The sequence below is a fragment of the Alteromonas sp. ABH4_454 genome (assembly GCF_056311775.1).
The window spans coordinates 3,860,038-3,879,779 of sequence record NZ_CM149972.1 but is presented as its reverse complement, the minus strand read 5'-3'; the positions used below and the strand labels follow the sequence as shown (position 1 = coordinate 3,879,779).

General features: G+C 37.1%; 17 protein-coding genes. 3 read left to right on the top strand and 14 right to left on the bottom strand.

Annotation, left to right across the window (positions count from 1 at the left end; all coding sequences use genetic code 11):
- Window positions 1-88 precede the first annotated feature (88 nt).
- Both ACYX4W_RS16995 and ACYX4W_RS16990 read right to left on the bottom strand, forming a co-directional pair.
- Entirely contained in the window at window positions 89-886 is a 798-nt protein-coding gene (locus tag ACYX4W_RS16995; RefSeq protein ID WP_476073943.1) for a glycosyltransferase family protein, read from the bottom strand.
- Window positions 887-1,361: 475 nt separating this feature from the next.
- A complete protein-coding gene (locus ACYX4W_RS16990; protein ID WP_476073942.1) occupies window positions 1,362-2,366 on the bottom strand; it encodes a glycosyltransferase in 1,005 nt (334 codons plus the stop codon).
- A 426-nt stretch (window positions 2,367-2,792) separates the two neighbouring features.
- On the opposite strand from ACYX4W_RS16990, the gene ACYX4W_RS16985 reads away from it, so the two are divergent.
- Window positions 2,793-3,515 carry a sulfotransferase family 2 domain-containing protein gene (locus ACYX4W_RS16985; protein ID WP_476073941.1) on the top strand — a complete coding sequence of 241 codons (723 nt, stop codon included), beginning with the start codon at window positions 2,793-2,795 and terminating at the stop codon, window positions 3,513-3,515.
- Between the two features lie 38 nt (window positions 3,516-3,553).
- Window positions 3,554-4,600, top strand: a complete 1,047-nt coding sequence (locus tag ACYX4W_RS16980; RefSeq protein WP_476073940.1) for an acyltransferase family protein — start codon at window positions 3,554-3,556, stop codon at window positions 4,598-4,600.
- A gap of 9 nt (window positions 4,601-4,609) precedes the next feature.
- On the opposite strand, the gene ACYX4W_RS16975 is transcribed toward ACYX4W_RS16980, so the two are convergent.
- Window positions 4,610-6,034, bottom strand: coding sequence for an oligosaccharide flippase family protein (locus tag ACYX4W_RS16975; RefSeq protein ID WP_476073939.1), 1,425 nt, complete (start codon window positions 6,032-6,034; stop codon window positions 4,610-4,612).
- Window positions 6,035-6,295: 261 nt separating this feature from the next.
- Between ACYX4W_RS16975 and ACYX4W_RS16970 the strand changes: the two genes are divergently transcribed.
- A complete protein-coding gene (locus tag ACYX4W_RS16970) occupies window positions 6,296-7,051 on the top strand; it encodes a glycosyltransferase family 2 protein (protein WP_476073938.1) in 756 nt (251 codons plus the stop codon).
- Window positions 7,052-7,210: 159 nt separating this feature from the next.
- On the opposite strand, the gene ACYX4W_RS16965 is transcribed toward ACYX4W_RS16970, so the two are convergent.
- The 11 genes from ACYX4W_RS16965 to ACYX4W_RS16915 all read right to left on the bottom strand — a co-directional run bounded on the left by ACYX4W_RS16965 (window position 7,211) and on the right by ACYX4W_RS16915 (window position 19,668).
- Window positions 7,211-8,425: a glycosyltransferase gene (locus ACYX4W_RS16965; protein ID WP_476073937.1), complete on the bottom strand. Its 1,215-nt coding sequence runs from the start codon at window positions 8,423-8,425 to the stop codon at window positions 7,211-7,213.
- 19 nt (window positions 8,426-8,444) lie between these two features.
- On the bottom strand, window positions 8,445-9,680 hold the full coding sequence (locus ACYX4W_RS16960) for a glycosyltransferase (RefSeq protein WP_476073936.1): 1,236 nt from the start codon (window positions 9,678-9,680) through the stop codon (window positions 8,445-8,447).
- Entirely contained in the window at window positions 9,667-10,413 is a 747-nt protein-coding gene (locus tag ACYX4W_RS16955; protein WP_476075490.1) for a glycosyltransferase, read from the bottom strand. Before ACYX4W_RS16955 ends, ACYX4W_RS16960 begins: the two co-directional genes overlap by 14 nt.
- A 471-nt stretch (window positions 10,414-10,884) precedes the next feature.
- Window positions 10,885-11,607 carry a glycosyltransferase family 2 protein gene (locus ACYX4W_RS16950; RefSeq protein WP_476073935.1) on the bottom strand — a complete coding sequence of 241 codons (723 nt, stop codon included), beginning with the start codon at window positions 11,605-11,607 and terminating at the stop codon, window positions 10,885-10,887.
- Between the two features lie 2 nt (window positions 11,608-11,609).
- Window positions 11,610-12,476, bottom strand: a complete 867-nt coding sequence (locus ACYX4W_RS16945) for a glycosyltransferase family protein (protein WP_476073934.1) — start codon at window positions 12,474-12,476, stop codon at window positions 11,610-11,612.
- Window positions 12,477-12,678: 202 nt separating this feature from the next.
- The gene (locus tag ACYX4W_RS16940; RefSeq protein ID WP_476073933.1) at window positions 12,679-13,896 is read right to left on the bottom strand and encodes a glycosyltransferase; all 1,218 of its coding nucleotides are present in this window, start codon (window positions 13,894-13,896) and stop codon (window positions 12,679-12,681) included.
- Window positions 13,896-14,885, bottom strand: coding sequence for a glycosyltransferase family 2 protein (locus ACYX4W_RS16935; protein WP_476073932.1), 990 nt, complete (start codon window positions 14,883-14,885; stop codon window positions 13,896-13,898). The genes ACYX4W_RS16940 and ACYX4W_RS16935 overlap by 1 nt, the downstream gene beginning before the upstream one ends.
- A 9-nt stretch (window positions 14,886-14,894) precedes the next feature.
- Window positions 14,895-15,890, bottom strand: a complete 996-nt coding sequence (locus ACYX4W_RS16930; RefSeq protein WP_476073931.1) for a glycosyltransferase family 2 protein — start codon at window positions 15,888-15,890, stop codon at window positions 14,895-14,897.
- A complete protein-coding gene (locus tag ACYX4W_RS16925) occupies window positions 15,887-16,867 on the bottom strand; it encodes a polysaccharide deacetylase family protein (protein WP_476073930.1) in 981 nt (326 codons plus the stop codon). The genes ACYX4W_RS16930 and ACYX4W_RS16925 overlap by 4 nt, the downstream gene beginning before the upstream one ends.
- A gap of 87 nt (window positions 16,868-16,954) precedes the next feature.
- On the bottom strand, window positions 16,955-17,956 hold the full coding sequence (locus ACYX4W_RS16920; protein WP_476073929.1) for a glycosyltransferase: 1,002 nt from the start codon (window positions 17,954-17,956) through the stop codon (window positions 16,955-16,957).
- 71 nt (window positions 17,957-18,027) lie between these two features.
- Window positions 18,028-19,668: an arsenate reductase/protein-tyrosine-phosphatase family protein gene (locus ACYX4W_RS16915; protein ID WP_476073928.1), complete on the bottom strand. Its 1,641-nt coding sequence runs from the start codon at window positions 19,666-19,668 to the stop codon at window positions 18,028-18,030.
- Window positions 19,669-19,742: the final 74 nt, after the last annotated feature.

Sequence of the window (19,742 nt, the reverse complement as noted above, 5' to 3'; positions counted from 1 at the left end):
CTTTACCGTTTAATTGTAAGCATTTGTGGAAGTATCGTTAATTGGTATCGTTGTCATCTTACCTTTAGCTATATTTTAGTGTGTATGCTCATTGTCTGCAAAACTTCTGGTACATCAGGGGCATTGAATTCTTGTCTCTAATGAAATGCATTGCACAGTAGTCCCAACGGACAAAACGGTTGAGCTTGGAAAGCCTTGAGTACTCGCTAGGAAACAACATCAAGTGTGTATAGTAAAGTTCATTTTTGCTACGTAGTACATGACTTATCACTCGATCTTCGCCTTGGTTATTGTTGAGTTCATGAGCGACAAGGTGGTCTATGTATTCCAGTGTAACTTTAGCTAAAACTCGCCGCAGTAGTTGAGCGTCAATAATATATAAACCGCCTTGGTAGAATTCATAGTTGTCCCAATGCCCGTCGCCGAAAGAAAGTAAATTTGAACGGGCGATACGGCTCAATTTTGAGCTTTCAAAAAATAGTATGTCGGAGTCTACTTTAGCGACGAAGTCTCCTTCAGGGCATTCTTCACAAACGTCAAGAAAAGCGCCAAACTCTGCCATTGTCGACTCAGAAGATGCCCATGAAAAGTTGTATATTTTCTTGAATGTCAGCCTTTCGTCCAATGCTTTCAACTCTTTTTCTTCAGTTTCCGAAAAAGGCGCTTTTTGGTCTACAAATACATATATTTTTCTTATCTCTTTGCAGTAACGTACCAGGGTTTTTATAGATAAATATAAGAAGGAGTAGTCGGGTCGGTAAGAAAAGTACACAAAGTTAAATTGCCGCACATTCTTTGAGGAGTTTAACATTTTCAGGTCGTTAACCCAGCCCGTAACCGCTTTGTCAACAACGTTCCTACCAATTGGAGTGTTGGCTAATATCATCGAAATACCCTCTGCGTTTGTTATGTTGATTCTGACCAGCAGACCTTTATTGTTAGTACAAAACGTTTTAGAAGGAGACAGGGAAGGCGTTTGCGACAAGCATGCTTATCGAGTGCGATGGTAAGCATCCTGATCCTTCAGAACTTTTTACTTCCTTTGTATGAATATTAACCTGTGTGGTTAAATTTGCAACTGTTTTGGCGGGGGGAAGTACAACTAGATAAGGAGAGTATCTCTTGAACTTCAAAAATACGTTGCAGTGAGTAATGTGTTCTTCTGGTAATCCCTATATTCAATTCATAAGACTGTTAGTTATTGCAAGATGTACTCTTTTTGCTAAGGTGAGCACCTGCGTCGCCACTAATAATGAAAGAAGTGCATGGCTCGCTTTACTTAGGGCAGCACTGGCACAAGACCAAAATCTAATTTAAAAATCTTGAGGACATCCACAGAGCAAATTACAATTCTGATGCGACTAATTCTTAATAATTTTCCGTAAAACCACGTTCGAGACAAGGTTTGAAGTAGTATCGTGAAAATTAGAGTTTATTTCGACATATCTTTCGCGCGACTGTTCGCCTCTGGCTTTCAGTTGTTCAATATCTGTTTGCAATATTTCCTCTATCTTTGTTTCTAAATCGGCTACTTCAATTTCGTAAAGATCGCTGAAATATCGTTGCTCCCTACTGTGAGACTCAATAAGACAGCCTTCATCAGCTACTAATTCAGCCATAACACCGTTGTTAGTTGTAAAAACAATCGCACTTGTAGAAAGCCCTTCTACAATTGTATGCCCAAAACCTTCAGCTTCAGACGGACACAAATGTATACCGTGAGTGTTAGCTATATTTTTTAGCTCATTATCTGGTATAAAATTAGTTATTAACCTTATGTTGTCGTGTTCAGAAAATTCTGCAGCTTCAGCCAAAGAAGATATTACGGTTATTTGTGGCCACTCTGGGTGTTTAGACCAACATTCTAAAACTGCCAAAGTACCTTTTTGGGGGCTTTTGCCTCCCACATGCAAAAACTTGCTGTAGTCAGGTTTAACATTTGGTAAGTTTATGTCTTTGGAGGAAAAGCCTAGATAATAGATTTCAGAAGCTGCACTTTTTATTTTAGCAAGTGCGTACTTACTTTTTACGAACGTTATTACATCACTTTTAGCCATTTCCGCGGCACTTAAGCTTCGTAGCCACTCCTGATTTGGTATAAAAATGTTTAAATCATTAAATCTTTTCAAGCCACTTTGCACCTCTTCAAGATGAAATGCGATTTGTTTCCTAAAGGTGAATTTTCGAAAGACAATTCCAATAAGTTGAAAGAAAACGAAGGCAATACCTTTGTTTTTAGATACTATATGAATATTGGTGTTGGGTAGGCATGAGCACCATGCAGAGGAGAGAATCTCAGCGTCGTTTAAAAGCCCTTTGGAAGCGACGGGTAGAAAAATGTTGAGGTGAACTCTTGTGTTATCCATAAACTATTTTTCATTTTTTATGTCCAGTGATGTATAAGTTACAATAACGTTTAATATTTTAGAATACATCATTCTCTGAAAATCGAAATTTTCTAACTGTGTAATGAACATAGTGAACTTTTTGTTGAGAACGACTGGGGTAGTTTTTCAAGAGTATTATTTGTAAGGCTAATATTATCGGTTCTTTTAAGGAACGAAAAGCTTATTGCTTTGTTAACAAGTATGTTATCGAGCAAGGAAAATAAGACACCAGTTGAACGTGTACTTAACTCAAAAAAAGATGTAACTAAAATGCAGTGCCATAGCATGGAATTTTAGAAGAATAGCCAGAGTAAGATAAGTTTTGAAGCATTTGAAAACATTAAGAGGTGTGAATTCCTACCGTCTAGTAGGATTTCTAAATTTTTGAAATGGATATGTAAGTTTGTGAATTTAAGAAGAATTAATAGCTTATTAAAAATGAAGTTCGCTAGTTTTGACAGCCTGAACCAAAAGTCAAAGCCTCATTATAACCCAATCGTAAAGAGAGTTTTTGACGAAACTGGCCTCTGTTTCGTTCATATTCCGAAAAATGGTGGTACATCTGTTGAAGCTCTCGCGTTTGACAATATGCGCGTTGGCCATAGAACTTGGTCTGAATGGAAGAGTATTGGTGGTGAAAATTATGAAGACTGGGTTAAATTCTGTATAGTGCGAGAGCCAGTCGAACGTTTTCTTTCGGCCTATGACTACTTACATCGAGGAGGTAGAAACCCGATAGATAATGAAATTGGTAAGCGATATGTTAAACCATTCAATGATGTGAATGCTTTTACCCGTTCATTAGCTCGAAAGCGAAAATGCAGCTTAATGAGCTACTTTCATTTCATACCGCAAACCGAATTTATATTGGATAATGATTTGTGCATGGTCAATAAACTTCTTGATTTCGAAAATTTTGATGTAGAGTTAGCGTTGCTTCTTAACATAGACGCGCCAAAGATTAAGCACGAAAATAAAACTAGAGGAAAAAGGACCTGCAGGTCAGCACTCGACTCAACGAGTTTAGATATATTACGTCGCCTTTATCAAAAAGATTTTGTGCTTTACGAATATAGAAAAAATATGTCTTTCGTCAATGATTTCTTTGGTGAGGCAATCAAAAGTTAATGATTTACTTTCCTATAGACTGAGGACAGGTGCAGTGCATGTTTGGTATATATAGAACGTTCTTAGCTTTTGTCGTTGTCCTGCATCACTTATGTTCAGTTCCTGTTATTGGCCACTTCGCTGTACATGGATTCTTCATTCTCAGTGGATATCTAATGACACTTATAATGAACGAGTCTTATGGATATAGTATATATGGTTTGTTAGCTTTTTTAAAAAATAGATTGCTAAGGCTCTTTCCTATTTATTGGTTTGTTCTTTTAATATCGTTGCTAATTATATTCTATTATGGAGAGGCATTGTCTCAATCTTATAGAAGGTTTATTTATATTCCAAACGATGTTTCAGGCTGGATACAGAACATTTCCTTAGTGTATTTTGATTTTTTTCCGAATAAAATAGAGCCTAGAATTTCTCCTCCTACTTGGGCTCTAACAGTTGAGCTGTTTTTTTATTTACTGGTCGGATTTGGGATCAGTAAAACCAAAGGCTTTTCAGCAATTTGGTTCGGCTGTAGTTGTCTATACATGCTTGCAACTCACTGCTTTGATGGTTCGTACTCTATGAGATATAGCTCTTTAATAGCTGGTACTCTCCCATTTTCTCTCGGTGCTTTAATTTACCACTTCCAAAATGAAATCAATTTTTTAAAAAAATCGCCTAGCCATAGGCTGTTATTTTTTGTCATTGCAATCACTATATTCAATGCTTGCCTTGGTGGGTTTGTTGTCTATAAAAATCACTCTAGTTTCTTTTTCTATCTAACTTTCTATTCAAACTATATACTCAATTCTTTGGTTATCGTACTGCTAATAAATATTAGTTTTTCGTCGAGGCTAAAATTTATAGATGCAGAGGTTGGACGTTTTAGCTATCCAATATATTTGTTTCATTGGCAAGCGGGGTTTTTATCATCCATGCTGTTGTGGAGTGAACCTGTTTTGGGGTTCAGTTATGAAGGAATTCTTTCAATGTTGCTTTCTTTGTTTCTATGTTTAATCGTGTCTATCTTTAGCATCAAATTTATAGAAAATCCTTTAGAAAAATACAGAAGGAATATCAAGAAATTCGTTCGAAATAATTAGCTAAGTGAGTTATTTTTTTATCAATCTCTGTACGCTTCCTCTTAACCTAGAATTAAATCTTAAGCAGGCAAACATTACACATATGCTAATTATTACTACAATAATCTCCCTAATAAAAAAATGATTGAAAGAGTAGTTTTGTATTATCAAGTATAGTAGTGAAATGGGTAATACATAAAGCATTAAAGGAAACCCAATTGATTTTATCAGTTCCAAATATGTAACTTTTATAACTTGGTTTACTACAGCGATATTAACTATGGGTATAATTAACATCTGAAATAAGATTAGCGTATATGCTAGCGTGATGATTCCGTCTTTAGATGATACTAAAATAATTACTAAACTGGGGGTTAGTACGCCTAAATTCCAGTAAAAATTTGCTTTTGTTTTTCCAGTAGCTAACACCAAGGGGCCGATAAGGTTGCTACCAGCAACACGAAGGAACCAGAAAACACCCAGTAGCGATAGTAAAAAGTACATTGAGGCATAAGTATCACCAAGAAGTAATTCAGCTACCCACTTTGAAAAAATAACAACGGGAACGTAAAAAAATGATAATGCGAGTGATTGGAGCGCTATGAAGTCTAGATAACAAGTTTTGAGTTCTTGATAATTCTTTTGCAATATGGCGAAGGTAGGTAACGCTACATTATTAACCACAGGTTGCAAGGCTTGAGCAGGTCTGCTCGCCAGTTGTTTGATAACATGATAAATACCCAAATCACTTGTGGTAAGCGTTGAAGAAAGTACGATGATGTCTAATTGTTTTCGAATAATATTTAGACTTTGAGAGCCAACTTCAAATATTCCATATCGGAGGATATCGATAGCAATTTTGGCGTCAAAAGATAAGCTTAATTTACTTTGCGGGCTGAAATAGAGTAATAGACCAATCAGTCTGAAAATATAAAATGCAATATTCGAGATCACTAAGCAATATATAGCATGTTCTATTGTGAATAATGCAATAAAAAAGGATAGTAATTTAGATACTATTTCAATCTTCGCAAGCTTATTATGCGAGTAACTCTTTAAAGCGATTGCCACATATTGTGATGACACTGCGGATACTGGCAGAATTATTGCGCTTAGTTGAAGTGGAATAACTATTGATTCTGTATTAATGTGAACTGAAATGACTTCTATGAAAGAGTAAATAAGTAAAAAGGTGAAGAGTCCAAAAGCAGAAACAATGACAAAGCAGGTATTAGTTTCGTCACGTGTAATGTTTACCTTGTGAATAATATATGTGGATATTCCACCCAAAGCTACTGCGCTCATTATTTCTATAACTAAGGTTATAATAGCGAATTGACCATAGGTTTCTGGTTGAATATGGTGAGACAGTATGGAAATTTGTAATACGGTGACGAGAGTAGTTAAAAGTGTAGAGACCGAACTCCATGATGTAGCTTTTACTATTCTGCTCATTTAGGGGCTATTTCCAATATGTTAATGAGGTTGCGCGACTCAAGGTAAACCATAATAATTATGAAAATGTAATGCTTCGAACTCTTTTTCGTTAACTAACATAATGAACGATACTTTTAGCTTATAATAACATAATATTTGCTTAGTCAGCATTACAACATGCTATTTATTAGAAGTGTGAGTTTTGACCTATTGACTAGGTGTTTTTTAAAAAAACGATAATCTTCTTAGTAAAAACTTTATAAGTTAATAGGAATGTAAATGGCATCTGAACCCAAAATTTCAGTGATTACCGTTGTTTTCAATAACGAAGAGTTTATAGAGTGCTGTATGAAAAGTGTTCTTGAACAATCGTATGAAAACCTTGAATACATTGTCGTTGACGGGGCTTCAACTGATTCTACTTGTGAAATTATCGAAAAGTACATAGGTTCGATAGATGTTTTTATTTCGGAGCCTGATAGCGGTATTGCAAACGCAATGAACAAAGGAATAGCGAATGCAAGTGGTGAATATTTGATATTCTTGCACGCTGATGATTATTTTCATAATGAAAACTCTTTGAAAGAAGCTGCAGAGAACTTAGTCAACAACCCCAATATTCTTCTTTGTGACATATTGTACGGAAAAGGAATCGAGCGAAAAAAGTCTAGAGGTTTAGATTGGAAAACAAACTTTAAAACTGGCGTGTGGCATCAAGGGTCTTTGTGTAAAAAAGCTCTTTTCGATAAATTTGGTGACTTTGATGAGTCTATAAAAATCACGATGGATTTCGATATATTTTTAAGGTTCTACAAGAATGGAGTTAGGGCTACTCAATGCGCGGTAATTCTGGCTGTGATGAGGGATACCGGTATAAGTTCGAAAAAAGATTGGAAAAGCCTGTATAGTCGATTCTTAGATGAAAGAAAGGTTATGAAAAAATACAGTGTTAATTTTATGCACCGTTTTTTGATTGATTGTTATTTTTATTCTTATATTATCTATCGAGCATTGAGGTTTCGTTTACAAATATAAGAATACAACTGCCTCTTTAAATGGGGAGTGAATCTAACGAGAATTATGAACTTTAAACTTGCAGCTTCATTCAAAAATCAAATCAGCTGTTTGTAAAGACTTTCGTGAACTTTTTTTGTACATAAGCTAAGTGATCAAATAGGTCAGCACGAAAAACAATTAGCCTAAAACATGTTGATATAGGTCGCAGTACTCACCAGCAATAACATCGTAATCTCTTAATTTTTTCGAGTTTTGATGTATTAGCAAGCCACAAAATTTGGTATCAATCGCTTTCTCTAAACTCTTCTGAAGAGACTTTTCGTCTATCTGTTCGGCTAAAAAGCCATTTATATCGTTTTTGATTAAATCAGGCATGCCACCAACATTGAAGGCTATAACAGGTGTGCCACATGCCAGTGATTCAACTACAGTATTTGGTAAGTTGTCTTGTATCGAAGGTGCTATAAAATAATCACTAGCGCAGTAAATTAATCTTAACTCGTCATCTTCTTTAACTGAACCTAAGTAATGAACATCAATTCCATATAAACTACCTTTTCCCTTTTTTTTAGTACCAAAAACGACTAATTGAACTTTGTGTTTGTTTTCAGGAGAGAGGTTTTGAATTGCCTTCTTTAGATACTGAAAGCCTTTTCTCGGGTCATCTTCGCTTGATATAGCTCCAAAAGAAAAGGTAACCTTATTTCTTTTCAAATTGAGTAATTCGACACATTCCTTCTTGTCTTGCGCAAAGTACTGATTGTGGTCTAGCGTATTTTGTATAACCTTAATGTTTTGATTACGGGTTAAAGCGGAATTAGAAGCTTCATTCGCAAGCCACTGACTTGGAGCAACTAGTATACATCTCTTGCGAGTGTAAAAAGTTTGCCTTTGACGCAAAGTTATTTTGGCGAATAAATCGGCGCTTGCCTCTCCGCTTAATTGTTCATCGTGAAAGTATGTAGAATCTGGTACGTAATGTTTTCCTACGGTGAACGGCCACATATCGTGCATAGTCCAGACTATTGGAGCGTTAACTTTTGATAAGTCGCTAAATGAAGCCATTCCAGCACCTATCCAGTGAAGGTGCACTATGTCTGGTTGTAATGCATTGATTATTTTGCTTACCGACGGCGATATTAGATTATATGAAGTTTGCTCTCTGGGTTGTTTAGACACAATTGGGGTAAGCTTTTTTGTCAGAAAGTTCATGATCTCAATTGCCAATTTGTTTAACAGTCCGATAGAAACAATATTGTTTTTATTGCATTCTTTATTAACTACAAGCAGTTGGCTTTCTATCCCTTTTTTGCAAAGAGATTCATGCAATCTATACATGGCTCTCGCGGTTCCTCCAGAAATGTCATTGTAACTAAGATGCAAGACCTTCATACCACCTCCTAAAGTGCAATTAATTGGCAAAATTATTAGTGTTGACGACAGCTAGTAACTCTTTGAACAATTTTTCTTTATCAAATCTCTTTCTTACTGTTTTGAAGCCATTTTCTCTAATTGAAGTAGTTAAATCATAATTGGAGATTGCAAAATCTATAGTAGAAGCTAAAGATTCAACGTCGTTCTCTGGAACCAATAAACCTGATTCAAGGTTTGTAATTAACTCTGGAATACCTGAGTGGTATGTTGATATTGTTAATTTTGAACTTGCCATAGCCTCCATTAAAGAAACTGGTATACCTTCTTGGTCCCCGTTAGGTGCTGTGCAAGAGGGGAGTATAAATATGTCTGTTTCATTTAAAGCGTTGATTGATTCGTTGTGGTTTTTTGCTCCGACAAGAGACACCTTATCTCTCAAGTGCAGAGATTCTATCAAAAAATTAGCTTTATCTTTGAGCGGTCCGTCTCCAATAATGGTTAAACTGAGATTTTGACAACTAACTTTGCTTATTGCCCTTATTAAAGTAAGTACCCCCTTTTTCTCTGTTAGACGCCCTGTATAAAGTATCTTTGCTTTCCCATTAATCTGATTAGGCTTAAAAGTATTCGCTACAGAAATCCCCATGTGAATTACTTGAATTTTCGCCTTCTCTATTCCAATAGCGCAAAGTTTTTGTTTCCACCTTTGGCTTATAGGAAGAATTGAACCGGGGTTTTTGTTCAGGAGACGATAAAGTGGAATCCAAAAATCGAGGTATTCATATGAACTAATCTCTACTCCATGAAAGATGGAAAATATAGGCAGTTTCTGCTTGTGATATAAAAAGCGTAAATTCAATTTAGCAGCAATATTTCCAAAGTGTGCTACATAGCTACCAGTTTTTATTTGAGAGTCGTTTCGAACTACAAAGCTGCAGATGTTTAAAACCTCTGCCCTTCTTGCAGTAAACATTGATTGAAGAAAGTTAAACCCAAGCTGAAACTTTCCTTTAGAGAAAAAGAAAAATATTATTTTCAGTAAGTAAATCAATTTTTTACTAGGTATTACCTTTTTAGCTGGAAGAGAATTTATAATTCGAACGTTCTGAACGCTTGAAATCTTGGAGTTGTTTATAAGTTCATGGTCTATCTCGTCAGCATAGACTGTGACCAGCATTCCTTTATTAGCGGCCTGTGCTACCTGGTCAACTACAAAAGTTTGAGATAGTACTGGAAACTTCTCGACATAAAAATTGATTTCATTGTTGTTCATATAAATCGCTATATTCCTTAGCTATCTTATCAGCAGAAAAAATATCCCTTGTTATACGCTTCATTTCGTTCTTATCGTGTTTCTCTATTAGTGAATCAATTACGCCTTTCATGTCTAAGCTATCGCTGTAAACCTCGTGATAGTCTTTATAAAGCTTTCCAATTTCTTCAGGTGCACCATCCGGTAAAGTGACCACTGGCGTCCCTAAACAAAAAGACTCTATAATAGTTTTTCCGAAGCCTTCTTGTACAGAGAGCATTAAGAACGCATCCGCAGCAACATAGGCATACTTTATTCTTTCTGCATTTAAAAGCCCCAGTGCTTTAAACTCGCCTTTTCGTTGGCCCACAATTTTTTCAGAGTTCTTGCCGAATACTACAAACATAAAGTCTTCATGATATTTTTCATAAATAGACTTAAAGATATCTGCTCCCTTGTAGGGGTCTAAAACGTTGTGGCTGCCGAAAAGTAAAACAGGCTTTTTTGTTTCTATTTGAAGTGATTGTCTTGCTTCACTCTGAGTTACCGAAAAATCAAAGTAAGTATCATCAACGGAATTATATATTCTAGTGATACATTTGTTTGTTAAGATAGGTGACTTTTTTGCTTCGTCTTTCATCCAGTCACTGATTGCGACAAATTTTATATTGCGAAACATCAGGGCTTTTTTCATGTGGCTTGCAGTCTGAAATATCTTCTTTTGAATTAGAGTTGAGAATAGGGCAATGACCACATCCAACAATATACCTCTCGCAGTCCAAACTGTAGTGGCAACCTCCAGTAAACGGCCACATATCTCTTAATGTCCAAAAAACGTTATGTTTCTCCGATAGTTTTTTTAATCTTTGAAGTGATATCCCGTAGTTTGGCCAGTGTAGGTGTATTATGTCTCCAGCAACGAGGTTTACCAAAGCGAATATGTTGAAAAGCTCGTTTCCTGTAGTAAAAAATCCGTCACTTTTTTTATTGTATCTTTTAAGCGAAAACTCGTTAATACCTACATTAATTTTTCGTTTCCAACGCTCTTTCAACCTATTTAAATTAATTAGATTTTTGCAATTAAAGTTTTCATCTCTATTGTAGGCAACTAAATAAGAGTCTATGCCGAGATCTAAAAGCGCTAAGTGAAGCCTTAAAGTGCCCAGTCCAGCCCCAGACTGGACATCATTAGATAAGAAATGAAAAACCCTCATTTGAAGCGTTCCTAGCGTAATATGTAAGTTCTCACTAGAGCTCTAACAAAGTTAAACAGTGAGCGTGGGAGTGATATGTATTGACTTTTCCTCTGAATATCATACACCTCAACAAGTGTTTTCCATACAAAATTGTTGCTCACCCCTCCATCAGCCATCACCACAGTAATTTTATTAAGGAATCCGCTCTTCAGCATTGGGCCTTGATTTAACAAAAGTTCATAATCTGATGCTATCCTATACAGCGAGTTGTACTCCATGGTACTGTACATTGATCGCTTATGAAGTGAGCCAGGATGCGCCACGACCATTCTTTTTTTAATGCCATTCCAACTCCAAGGTAAGCCTCTCACGAGCCGCGCCTCACCAATCTCATCTACCAATTGATACTTTGCTGATACGAAGTCTAAGCCCTCTTTATCGGCCAAATTGAACAAATCACTAAGGGCATTAGGGTACGCAAAGTAGTCGTCACTTCCTATAAAGCAGATGTATTTTCCACTGGAAAGTTTAAGCCCTTTATTCCAAGCGTCATAAATTCCTTTGTCAGGTTCAGAAAGCCATCGAATAGCTTTAGAGTTAAACTCTTCAACAATTCTCATCGTCCCGTCTGATGAATTGCCATCAATAACAATAACTTCAATTTCATCGAGAGTTTGGTCTTTGATACTGTCCAGCGTTCTACTAAGAGTTTTTGCTGAGTTATATGTAGCAATTATGATTGATAATTTCATAGTCAGTCTTTAAAAAAACTTTTCTCAACAAGGTGCGTCCAAGTGAAAGAGTCTACGTTGTAAGGGCTGAAGTAGTGCTTAGTAGCCAGCTTCTCAATAATTAGTTCCACGAAGTTCTCTACATCGAAGGTTGCGATATTACTTTCGTTAATGACTCCATTTAGTGAATTAATAGGAGTAATAAGAAAATCCACTTTACAAGCTATAATTTCTGCAGTTTTGCTCGGAAAGCAATACCTTGTAAACTCATCTTTTCGATTGGGTATGATCACTAGGTCACAACTGTTTATTGCTGATGCCATCTGGTTCAGTGGTACTTTCCTAGTTACGGTGCAATTAGATGGAATGCTGAAGTCGATTTCCGAGTTGGTTACTATATGAAATTCAAAGTTTTTGAGCTTGGGAGAATTAACAATAGTAATAAGATTATCTTTGACTCTTTTATCAATTGAACCGGTAAATCCGATAGTTTTTTTATCTACTCGCAATGAGTATTCGCGCTTGCATGATTCTTTATCCATCGGGTAAAAAATTCTAGAGTCTATACCATTAAAAAAGATGGTGTTTTTTTGTTCGAAGTCGACATCTAAATTTGCTAATTCTTTTGTAACGTAGGCTATTTTTTCGGCTTTTCTTTTAATGTTTCGTTCGAACAAACTCAAAAGAGGGTAAATAGAAGGAAAGTAGGTACGGTAGTTGTCTAGAACTTCGTAGATTATCGAATTGCTTTTGGCTTTTACAAAGAGTCTTGAAAGAAATCCTACGAGAGGTCCATTTGTATACCAAACATGCGTTGATTTATTTAATACTTGATTAAGTAGCTTTCGCTTCCTGAAGTTAAAAATATCAAGCAGATTTAAAACTATCACTTCGTTCTCGTCGAACGACTTGGTCGAAAACAAACTTTTATAATTGATGAGTATGACCTTACAGCTTACTCCACTCATTCGAAAAGCTTCGCAAATTTTATGTGTTCGGTACTCTCTATTAAGGTACACATTCATGTTTGATGTGAAATAGTTACCTATAATCACAAGACTTTTAATTTTCATAAAATTTTGTTCAGAATTCTCAACTTTTTATAGACAAAGTTATCTTTTTTATAAACTTGGCAACGGTATTACTGACGAGGTAATGTTCGCTTGCGAATAGTTTCGAAGATTCAGTCATATATGAATTGGTGTCTACAAGAGCTAGTTTTAAAGCATCAGCCAAACTATTTGAATCACCTGGCTCAGCCAACCAGCCAGTTTTCTCATGAATTACCGCATCAGGTATTCCACCGCTTTTTGTCCCAACTACCTTGCAACCGGCAAGCATTGCTTCTACAAAGGTTAAACCTTGTGCTTCTATCCAGCCGTCGTCAGCTTGTTTCGAAGGACCAGCAAACACATCTGCCGCTGCGTAATAGTAGTAAATTTCCGAACTGCTGACCCATCCAACGAATGTTACTTCTTTCTCAATGCCAAGGTTTTTAGCTAACTCTTTGAAGCGGTCTTCATCATGTCCGCTTCCTACGATAGCTAAATGTACTGCCTTTTCATTATCACGAAGCTTTTTCGTTGCTTCAATTAACTCTCCAACCCCTTTCTCTTCGTTTACACGCCCCACAAAAAGAATTAAGTGTTCAGCCCCTTTCGGCAGCAACGACGCTCTTACTTTTGCTATTTTTTCTTTGTTCAAGTGAGGTAAAGGTAAAATGCCAGTAGGCAGCAATAACAAGTTGTTTGTAGAATAGGGTGATAGTTCTTCAGCTTTGGCTTTGGTTACTGAACTATTAACTGTCACTATATTTGAATGCTTGAGAGCGAATGCTTTAAACTTTCTAAGAGTATTGCTATCTAGGGCTAATACGTCGCCACCGTGAATTGTTGCAACATGCTTTGTTTTTGTCAGTAAAGCAACAAGCGCACATACGAAACCTTGTGGTATAAGCCAGTGAGAATTTATCCAAGTGGGTTTCCAAACTAATGTTTGAAGTAGGGTAAAGAAAAATTCGCAGGCCACTAAAACAGGTAACTTAATTTTGTTAAGCCAGCTTTTTTGCAAGTTACCCAGTGCGCCACCTTGATAACACACTGTTTGGCCTGATTCAGGTAACCAATATCGAAAACGACGTATTTCAACACCATCCATTTCCTCTTTGGTTTTGGCGCCTTTATAGTGCGGCGCTATAACTCTTACTTTAACCCCCTGGCTAACAAGCTCTTTAGCGAAATTATGTACAAAAGGAGTTGTGCTATCACCTTCCCAGCGGGGGTAATTGGAGGTAACAATAAGAATTTTCATCAAGAACGATTCTTCAAGTTATCGTCATCACGTGCTTTCTTTTCATCAAGCATTTGTAACTCCATTCGTCTCACTTTTTCTAGTGTTTGTTCTATGAGTTGACGGTTAAAGTTAATGAGGTCGGCTATGATCGCAATTAAGAATGTGATTATACCTAGTAAAGTAAGTACTCCACCTAATATTAAAGACTGTATGTGACCGTCTCCATCTCCCATTATGTAGAAGATGAGGAATCGGACTATAGGAATAAGGCCAATTAAAGTGATCAATGCACCAAGTAACACAAATACCCTGAGTGGTTGGTACATGGTGTACATTCGTAAAATCGTAGTTACCTGACGCTCGATGAATTTAGGAATACTTGTGAAAAGGCGAGACTCTCGCGTTTTAGCGTTAGTTTCAACTGGCACATGAGTTACAGCCATATGCTTTTTACCTGATTGAATCAGTGCCTCAATGGTATAGCTAAACGGACTTATAATGTTCAGTTGCAACGCAGCTTCTCTGCTGTAGGCGCGAAATCCACTCACAGCATCCGGAACCTTTACACCAGATACTTTTTTGACGACATAACTGCCTACACGTTGCAGTAGTTTTTTCAACGGCGAAAAATGCTCAATATCGTTTGTTTTTCTATCCCCAACTACAACATCAGCTTTCCCTTCAAGAATTGGAACGACTAGTTTTGCAACATCCCACCCTGCATACTGGTTATCGCCATCGGTGTTAACGATTATGTCGGCACCGCGTTTTAAGCATTCATCCAAGCCTTTTCTAAATGTTCTTGCTAGCCCTTTGTTATTCTTATTTACGACAATATGGTGCACACCAAGAGATCTTGCTACTTCAATCGTTTTATCAGTGGAGCCATCATCAATAATCATATACTCGATTTCATCGATCCCCTCTATTTGATTAGGTAAATCATTAACCGTTTGGGGTAATGTGTGCTCTTCGTTGTAGCAAGGTATTTGAATAATTAGTTTCATAGTATCCACTTAGCTAAGCAGTGCTTTTGTTTTCAACCAATATGTAAATACAAGCCATTTGATGCTAAATCGACAGGCAAGTGCTTTTGATGCGTACGATGAAGCTTCTTTTACACGATTGGTAGAAAGTAATTCGTGAGTAATGTGTTGATAAATAAATCCTAAATACGCCAGGCAATAGGTACGCAGTGAAGAACGTTTTAACAGTAAGGTTCCTTTTTGAAAAACCGTTACCTGATACAAGCGTTTTTCCAGCATATTTACCATGGTTGTCATATTTTCTTTTTTACTTGTATCAGGGATGAGATGTCGAGACACTACGCAGGGGTTGTATAGTATTTTATCTGCTTGGTCTAGAGTTCGAAGATATAGGTCTCGGTCGCATTCCCAACGGATGTTTTCATCCATACCGTTTATGCACAAATAGAGCTCGCGCCTGATAATAGAGCAATTCAAATGGGCAAAGCCATGGCTTTCGAGCAGTTCAGAAACGCTCACGTCCATCGTTCCCCGTACGTCAGATTGCTTATATTGAAGTTTTTCAGCTAAATCTTCTAGCCATATCGGTCCCTGCTTTACTACACCGTCTACAAATACTGCTGTTTGATTCGTGTAATAGGCATCTACCGTACTATCACTATTTGATATGCTTTCATATGCTCGTGCTAGGTGTTCAGAGTCAATCCATTCATCGTCATCATCGAGGAAACAAAGGTATTTACCAGCACCAACAAGAGCGCCAGTATTCATAGAGTAACTTTGGCCATGCCCATTTGGGCGTTTTATTTGATATCTAAAATAAACGTTTGAAGGCGTTTCCTTTTCAAATTGCTTGTAAGCTTCAAGAGACTCTTTATCAGAACCATCATTTACAACAATTACTTCAAAGTTAGTGAATGTCTGAGATAAAACAGAGTTTAGGGCTTTTTTAAACAAGTCGACCCTATTTCGAGTGGGGATTACGACACTAAAAAATGGGGTGTTTTTTACATCAGTGTTGGTCATAGTTTACGTACCAATGGGTGTTCGTTGATAGTAATAAATTCACCATTCATTGATTCTTCAAACCAATTAACGAAAGACAATATTTTTTCTATAAACTCATCACGTTCCCTATCATTTCTGACATAAGGAGTAAGGCCAACTTTCACGCTGGGTGAGTGAAATGACAGAATAAAATAGTTTTGTCCGAGAGTATTTTGAAATTTTGTGACATTTTTCATGTCAGCAAGCGAAAAGCCCTCTGGAGAAAGTCTATGTAGCTTAGCTCTGAAAACTTTCTTCAATACATTTATAAACAAGCTTTCACTTGAATATGAAGTTGGGGAAGAGTTGAAATAGTAGCGGACAAATGGGAAGGGCGAAACAACAGCACTTGAATGTGGCCAGCTTAGGATTTTGTTTTCTAATTTTATATCGTTATTGAAGTTTCTAAAATCAGGACCATGTTGATGTCGGTAATCAGCGAAAGGACTAATACTTACGTCAATCTTGTATTCCAATTCATTTAAAATTTGGTGCGTGTTATTGCCGATACCATATCTACCCGCGAGATAAGTTACGGGACGAGTTCCGGTTTGCTCGGTAATTTTATTGGTTAGTTCTGCAAGTTTTACGCGTTCTTGTTGGTAATCTAAATTACCTGGGTAAGATAGCTGCTCTGGAATGAAACCACTCTTTTTTTCAAATGGAGGGTTGACCCATGGGTGCAGATGAGCTCCAAACTCAACTTTCTGCGATATTTCCTTACTCGCCTTAATGTTAGCAATGCAATGCTGGCCTTGAACGCTATTTACAAATGGATAGTCCATTGCAAGCGTTGTTTTAGCGCCAATTAAAGAAAGAGACTGAACTAGCTCAAATAATTCTTCGCCATGAGTCACAGAAGTAGCGTCAACATTAAAGCCGCCTCCCCAGTCAAACTCTTCTTCCGTGTGAATGACTATCGCTAATTTGGGAGGGCATACATCGCCATCAGTCACTATAACTTTATTCCGTGTTTTAAAGTAAAAAGTAATCGTATCTATTCTTCAAATAGGAGTAAAGCGCAAGCTATAACAACTGAGCGTTTATTTTAACTTTACTAGATTTGCCGAACTCGTATCTACGCATTCTTTTAGAAGTTTTATAAAATTTCTATCGAAAGCTAGCTTTTGCTCTTCGTATCGAATTCTATTTTTTCTGCCAATATCTTTGAGCCTATCTATGGCTGTCGACTGTATGAGTTCAATAGTATTCTCTATATCTTCGATAGAGCATTCGTTGATACTGCTAAAATAGCGCGTACGCTTACGTGAAACGTTAAAAAGGAATAGGTCTTCACCAAACTCATTCATGGGAACTGCATCAGTTACGGCTACAACTGCACTGGTTGACATCGCCTCGTTGATACTGTGACCGAAGCCTTCAGCCTCAGATGGACACAGGTGAACGCCGCATTTATTCATCAAAAACTCCAATTCATCTTGAGGCAAAAATGAACTGAGAACTCTCACATTTTTTGCCTTATAATTCTGGTGCTCACTTAGTCGACTAACCACAGTAAGAGTCGGCCACTCAGGGTGCTTTTGCCAAGCCTGTAAAAGTGGAATGGTGCCTTTTTGTTCACTTTTCCCTGCAACGTGAAGATATTTACAGTAATCTTTCTCAATAGTTTTATCTTGAAGGTCTGTAGAAGTGAACCCCGTAAACTCGCAATGTAGCCACCTAGCACTGAGTTGTTTTAATGCGTATTGTGTTTTACAAAATACGTGCACATTGTCGTTTATTCTTTGCTGGGTTTTACTGCGTAACCATTCTTGATTGGGAAAAAATATATTTACGTGAGAGTTAACCATTATCTCGCTATAGATTTCTTCAAAATGAATGGTAAGTTGTTTTTTTCCTAGGAAAATAGATGAAAAAAGTTTACCTAGAAGCTTCCAACAGTTAATAGAAGCGTGTTTAGCGCCATCGAACTCTCGAACTGTCCTGTACGGAAAATGCTGCTTTATCACTTTACTCACGATCAGAGCATCGTTTTTGAGCCCTTGCGAGGAACCGAATACAACATTTATTTGCCAGTCGTCCATGAGCTAAACCTAAACCGTTGATCGTTTTTTGTTCAGTCTAGGTTAGCTTAAGTTGCGCCAAAATTTATATATTATTTTGTTATAGAACCTGATGCAGTTAGAGTAGTTAAAAGTTCGTCAAGTGCACTATTGATATTTAAATAACATTGCTCAAGTTCATCGGGAGATCCGTTATAGGGATCAGCAATTTCTTTCAACGGCCCCTTCGGAGACGGTACGAAGTGAGCCAAATTCAAAGCTCTGTAATTCTCATAATAGCTCTCTAATAAATGCTCATGCTTCAGATCAAAGTATATTATTAATTGTCCATGGTTTTTTATCATAGATTGTGACAACCAACTAGAACGATGGTTGTTCAGATCTACGTCCCACTTATTAGCTTCCAATATACATCGTTCGGGGGAAGGACGGTTTTCGAGTTGATGAAACCCTGCTCCGTTTACCGTTACCTGAATCCCAATCTGTTGAAGCTTTTTCTTTAACAGATTTACCGCAAACGGAGAACGCATAATATTCCCGTAGCAGAGAACTAAAATCTCATTGATTGGTTCACCTAGTAAATTAGCGTTATGCGCTGAATCGCTAGAGTATTTTGAAATCCTAAGTCCGCGTCTTATCTTTTCCCCTATAAGCTCATCAATCTCACAGAAAAACGGTTGTATATCGCCCCTTTGGAAGGTATCGATAGTATCGTTACCTGTAAGCAGCCTAATAAAGCCGAACAAGCGTGGAAGAGTTTTAGACAAAGCTTTAGCTGTTCCGTATTGCGTCCTGCTGCGTTCAAAGCTGGCTTTTATATCGTAAAGATCGGAGGTTAAACTTCTGGCGTGTGCTTTTAAATTGTACGTAAGCTTGTGGGGTTTCTCATTAGTTAACAAATAAGTAGCGAGAATCTTTGGGAAATCAACACCGGCAAAAATAGCGAGCGGAAGGCTGCCCCAAAAGCGTGCATTAATTTCGATGAGTATCCATTCATTTGTGCTATTGTTATGTTTAAACTCAAACATAGCTACACCGCTATAGTTCAAGTGAATACAAATTTTTTGGCAGGCATCAAGCATATCTGGCGGTAATAGGCATGCTTTCCTATATGAACTTCCACCACCGTGCTCAGGCTCTGACACTCGTTTATGAGCAAATGCTGCCCGTATTTTACCTTTCCAAGAGAATACAGATACTCCCATGCCTGTCCCTTCAAAATACTGCTCGACCAAGCACTGATCATTTTGTTGTTTAAATAGTTCAATATCAGAGGTTGAGCGGGCTATAAGCACCGTGTTTCTTCTATTAAGTTGTTCACTTTCGTATGATTTGGTTGGTTTCAATACAAGGGGGAGTGAATATTTAGAAATCAAGTTTTCAGTAGAATTCTCATTAAATTCAAAGTGCTCTCCAAAGGCGACATTAATTCCTAATTCTTTGGCTAATTTTCTTGTTTCTTCTTTGTCAAATAGGGGGCCAAGAATATTTCGTTCAGGAATAGCAAAAATTGCTCGTGTTTTTTTTGAGGCTTGAATTTCTAGTAGTGGATACAATGATCGTTCATCACAAGGAACAATTAAATCATAATCCCCATCCTGTATGATTGCAGTTACTTTATCCGACCATTCAAATTGAGTAAAAGCCTGATAATTAAGTTTATAAGCTTTATTAACATACTTCGATCTAAGAGCAGGGGTAGTATTCAAAAGCGTCACGATATCTACTTCCATACCGGCTGACCCTAGAGAGCGAATTACTGAAAGGAAACTCCTAGTGTCTTCACCCAAAACTAACACACGTTTTT